Origin of the sequence: Microcystis sp. M53598_WE2, assembly GCF_030067735.1 — a bacterium.
Classification (GTDB): domain Bacteria; phylum Cyanobacteriota; class Cyanobacteriia; order Cyanobacteriales; family Microcystaceae; genus Microcystis; species Microcystis aeruginosa.
The window spans coordinates 1-4,648 of the sequence record NZ_JASJFE010000865.1 but is presented as its reverse complement, the minus strand read 5'-3'; the positions used below and the strand labels follow the sequence as shown (position 1 = coordinate 4,648).

At 43.1% G+C, this 4,648-nt stretch carries 3 protein-coding genes; 2 read left to right on the top strand and 1 reads right to left on the bottom strand.

Features of this window, described 5'->3' with window-relative positions; translation table 11 throughout:
- On the bottom strand, nt 1-1,190 hold a 1,190-nt coding region (locus PX636_RS17510), incomplete at its 3' end, for an HlyD family efflux transporter periplasmic adaptor subunit (protein ID WP_288118078.1).
- A 50-nt stretch (nt 1,191-1,240) separates the two neighbouring features.
- Here PX636_RS17510 and PX636_RS17505 point away from each other — a divergent pair.
- On the top strand, nt 1,241-2,293 hold the full coding sequence (locus PX636_RS17505) for a DUF1702 family protein (RefSeq protein WP_041803854.1): 1,053 nt from the start codon (nt 1,241-1,243) through the stop codon (nt 2,291-2,293).
- Between the two features lie 51 nt (nt 2,294-2,344).
- Entirely contained in the window at nt 2,345-4,243 is a 1,899-nt protein-coding gene (locus PX636_RS17500) for a CRTAC1 family protein (protein ID WP_288118075.1), read from the top strand.
- The last annotated feature ends 405 nt before the right edge of the window (nt 4,244-4,648 follow it).

Below are 4,648 nucleotides of genomic sequence, written 5' to 3'. Positions count from 1 at the left end.
TCTAAATCTCCGAGCATTTTATCGGCTTTTATCGTTACAGATTGACCTAATTTAACTCGACTAATATCGGTTTCATACACTTCTGCTGTCACATACATTTTTTGGATGTTTCCCAATTCTAAAATCCCTTCATTTTTCACTAATTCTCCAGGAAAAGTATTAATTTTTAAAATTATTCCTGCATGGGGCGCACGCACATAGGATAATTCTAATTCCGCCTGAGCGCGTTCTACATTAGCCTTAGCTGTCATTACTTCATCTTGAGCAATTTGAAGATCAACAGGACGAATTTCCGTAACTGCACTTAACATAGCTTGGTTTTCTTGAATTTGTTGTTCTAAAGTATTAAGAGTTCGTTGTAGATTGGCTCTGGCTTCCTGAATTTTTTGTTCTAAGGTAGTCGTAATGCGTTGCAAGTTAGCCTCAGCTTCTTGGAGTCTTTTTTGTGTAGTTGTCGCCTCTAAACAAAATCGCTCTTTTTCCCCTTGAGAAACTGCACCATTACGGTATAAAGATTGATAACGTTGACAATCTGTGAGAGAATTATTCAATTCTGCTTTAATTCTTTCAACGGTAGCTTTTTGTCCTAGTTTTTCCCCTTCAAGTTCCGATTCCAAACTAGAGATCGCTGCTGTTTGCCTCATTATTTGTCCCTCTAATTCCGCTTTGCTTTGACGCATACGGGAATCTTGAGCCATAATTTCGCCTTTTTTTGCCCCTTCTCTCACTTTTTCGAGTTTAGATGCTGCTAAACCCAGATTTGCTTGAGCTTGTTTCAGGGCTGCTCGCAAACGGGCATTATTATCTAAAATAGCCATAATTTCGCCTTTTTCAACTTTTTCTCCCTGTTTTACCAGTATTTTATCTACTCTACTTCCTTCCAAAAAGGCAGTAGCTGATATTTGAGTAATTCCACCTTGGGGTTCAAGATAACCAAGGGCAGCAACAGCTTCGGGAGTATCAGGAGAAACCGTCGGGGAAATCGATAACTGGGAAGCTTTCAAGGATGATTCTGGTCTAAAATAGAAGATAATAACGGTTGTTCCCAAGCTAAATCCCATAAAAGCTCCTAAAAGACCCCAAAACCAATATTTTAAAGAATAGGAATTTTGAAGGCGAAAGTTAGCCATTGTTGTTAACAGGGATAAGGATTCATCAAATAAACTTTGTTTAAGGTAACATGAGGTCATATCTTCGGCCTCCCATCAAGGGTTGTCAACTTTGTCAACTTTTTTTAACAATGGCATCTAATTTCTCAGGCGCACCCTTCGAGCATCCTGCTGTCAATTTTGATCACAAATTTTCTCCTAGGCAGGTAAATCGTTTTCCACAACGATTGTTGCTCCTTTCACCCCAAGCGGCAACCTTTAATCAGCGTGGATTCATCTGTGATCCGCAAAGCCGCAGCCCGGCTGTTCAGCCTCAAAAACAGATATATTTGGAAACGATCGGGCAAACTTTTATCTATGGCTATAATGCAGCAATTATGGCTCATTCTCTCACGGACTTGTTTCCTCTTCTTGAAGGTGTCACCCTCAATCTGAGAGGATTTGCTTATGAAGGGGCAGCGATGGCTTTATCTCTGCTAGATTGTTTAACCCTGGGTAAGTGCGATCGCTTTGAGCATTTTTTAGCAAACGAGGGGAAAAAGCATATTTACATGGCCTATGTAGGGAAAGGATGGCAATTAGCCCGTATTCCCTTTTCTTTGCGCTTTTATCTCCAAAAATTAGCAGATTCTGCCCAACATTTTCCAGATTCCCTATTAGGTTGGTTAGCCCTTGACGGCTATGGATTTCATCAAGGATACTTTGCCTGGCCTAAGTATATCCGAGAGAGAAAGTCTCCTCAAGAATTATCGGGTTATGCGCGTCTTGTCTTTGCCCAAGGGTTAGGGCGCAGTCTTTGGTTTGTGAAAGGGGCAAATATTGCCGAAATTGCCGATCAGATCCAAAAATTCGACCCGCTGCTTCAACCCCATTTATGGAGTGGGATCGGCTTGGCTTGTACTTATGCGGGGGGAGTGTCTCCCGAAGAAATTCAACATTTAAAACAGCTTGCTGAACCTTATAGAGCAGAATTAGCCCAGGGAGCAGCTTTTGCGGCAAAAGCACGTTTACTAGCCGAAAACTGCCAGGAAAATACCGAAATAGCCTGTCAAATTTTGTGTGGAATGGCTATTACTGAAACAGCCAAGATCACTGATGATACCCTCATCGGCTTAGATTACCACGACCAAATCCCTGCCTATGAACAATGGCGACAAGCCATCCAAAGTCATTTTCGCACCTAATCCCCTCAACTGTCTTAAGCTTAGATTGAATGTAGTTACTTCTTTGAAACCATGAATCGTTTGGAAAAATTCATCCGACGCCATAGTAAGTCTATCTTGGCATTGGGGCTAATTTTAGTCTTATTCTCTGTTTCCCGTCTCCCCGCCCTATCAATGGCCGAAAGAGATGCGATCGCTTCTCGCTTTGCCTTTACTCGTTTTCCCTTACCTGAATTAGAAAATCAACCCTATCAAGTAGAAAGACCGACAAATCCCAGTTTAAGCCGTCATTCGGCCTGGATTTCGGCAGTTGGGGCGGCAGTTGCCCTGGGGGATCTCGATGGAGATGGCTGGGATAATGATCTCTGTCATGTAGAAACCCAAAGCAATCAGGTGATTATCTCCCCTGTTCCGGGTACGGGCAATCGTTATCAGCCCTTCACCCTGAATGTCACCGATTTTGACTATAACGACCAAACCATGGCCCCGATGGGATGTATTCCCAGTGATCTCAATGAAGATGGACTCAGGGATCTATTAGTGTATTATTGGGGACGAACACCGATCGCTTTTATCAAGCAAGATCAAGGTTATCTTCAGCAGCAAATCAGCCAAAAAAGGGAAAAATGGTACACCAATGCAGCAACCTTCTCGGATTTAGATGGGGACGGACACCCAGACTTAATCATTGGCAATTACTTCCCAGATAATGCCGAGATTTTGGATGTCAATTCTCAGAAAATCGAGAAAATGCAAGATTCGATGACCCGTGCTTATAATGGCGGTAAAAATCGAGTTTTCTTGTGGTCCGATGCCTCTAGCACTGGAGTGACTTATCAAGAAGTCCAAGATGCTTTGGAGGAGAAAATTGCTCATGGTTGGACATTGGCCGTCGGAACAGCCGATTTAGACGGGGATTTATTGCCAGAGATTTATTTTGCCAATGATTTCGGACCCGATCGCCTCTTACATAATCGCTCTACTAGAGGACATCTCCAATTTGCCTTACTGGAAGGGCAAAAAGGTTTAACGACACCCAATTCTAAGGTACTGGGCCATGATAGCTTTAAGGGAATGGGGGTAGATTTCGGAGATATTAACCATGATGGACTCCTAGACATCTATGTGAGTAATATTGCTTCGGAATACGCCCTAGAGGAAAGTCATTTTCTCTTTACCAGTACGGGAGAAACGGAGAAAATGTCCCGAGGAATCGCCCCTTATGTCGATAAAAGCGAACCCTTGGGAGTCTCTCGTAGTGGCTGGAGTTGGGAAACAAAATTCGGCGATTTTGATAATGATGGGGAGTTAGAAGCGTTACAAGCTACAGGATTTCGTAAGGGTGACATCAATCGTTGGCCGGAATTACATGAGTTAGCCATGAGTAATGATCAAGTCCTGAAAATCCCCAATAGTTGGTTTCATTTCCAAGATGGAGACGATTTAAGTGGTCATCAACATAATCCCTTTTTTGTGCGGGGTAAAGATGGACGTTACTATGATTTGGCATCGCAATTAAGCTTAGATGATCCCTCTGTCACCAGAGGAATTGCCACCGCCGATGTGGATGGAGATGGGGATTTAGACTTTGTAGTGGCAAATCAGTGGGAAACCTCTTATTTTTATCGCAATGATAGTCCAAATATCGGTCAATCTCTGGAATTAGAGCTTTTAAACCCTGCGCTCTCCCCTAATCCCTCTTCAGAAAAGGGGAAAATGGGTATCCCCGCAATTGGCGCAGCGGTTAAGGTGTCTCTACCTGATGGCAGTCAGCTGGTGGCGCAGGTAGATGGGGGCAATGGTCATTCTGGCGTGAGAAGTCCAGTATTACACTTTGGTTTAGGCAAAATTGACCCTAATACCGCTCTACCCGTTGACATTCAATGGCGTAACCACAAGGGAGAAATTAAGCAAACCCAGTTATTATTAACATCGGGTAAACAGACAATTTTGCTAGAGCAATCGGTTTAAAATCATTCTGTAAAGGGCGTAAGGTTTGCGCCCTTTATCGTTAGGTATGACGGGGACTGACCTCCCGATCCTTATTTAGCTCCGTCCGCCGCCTGGCAGTCGATGGACGTTAAGTTAAAATGCTTGTGGATTCGGTCTGACGGGGGCATAATTTTCCGATTGTGTCTAGTTAAGAGGAGTAGAAGCAGCAATCTCCCATTATAGCCGTAGGCTTAACGGTGAGATTGTCAACACCTAATCATACCCAAAACCTCAAACCTCAAAAATTGATATTCCTAAGCCATAAACGAAACTGTCGAGGAGAAAATTACCTACACAGGGCCAGCAAAAAAGTAATAGATTGGTGTATTCTCGATCAAATAGGGACGTTAATAATTGGGGCTTGCTGAATAAATCTAAAAACCT

What these genes read in the sequence shown, in the direction of transcription:
- PX636_RS17505 (WP_041803854.1), top strand. Translation starts at nt 1,241, where the DNA reads ATGGCATCTAATTTCTCAGGCGCACCCTTCGAGCATCCTGCTGTCAAT.
- PX636_RS17500 (WP_288118075.1), top strand. Translation starts at nt 2,345, where the DNA reads ATGAATCGTTTGGAAAAATTCATCCGACGCCATAGTAAGTCTATCTTG.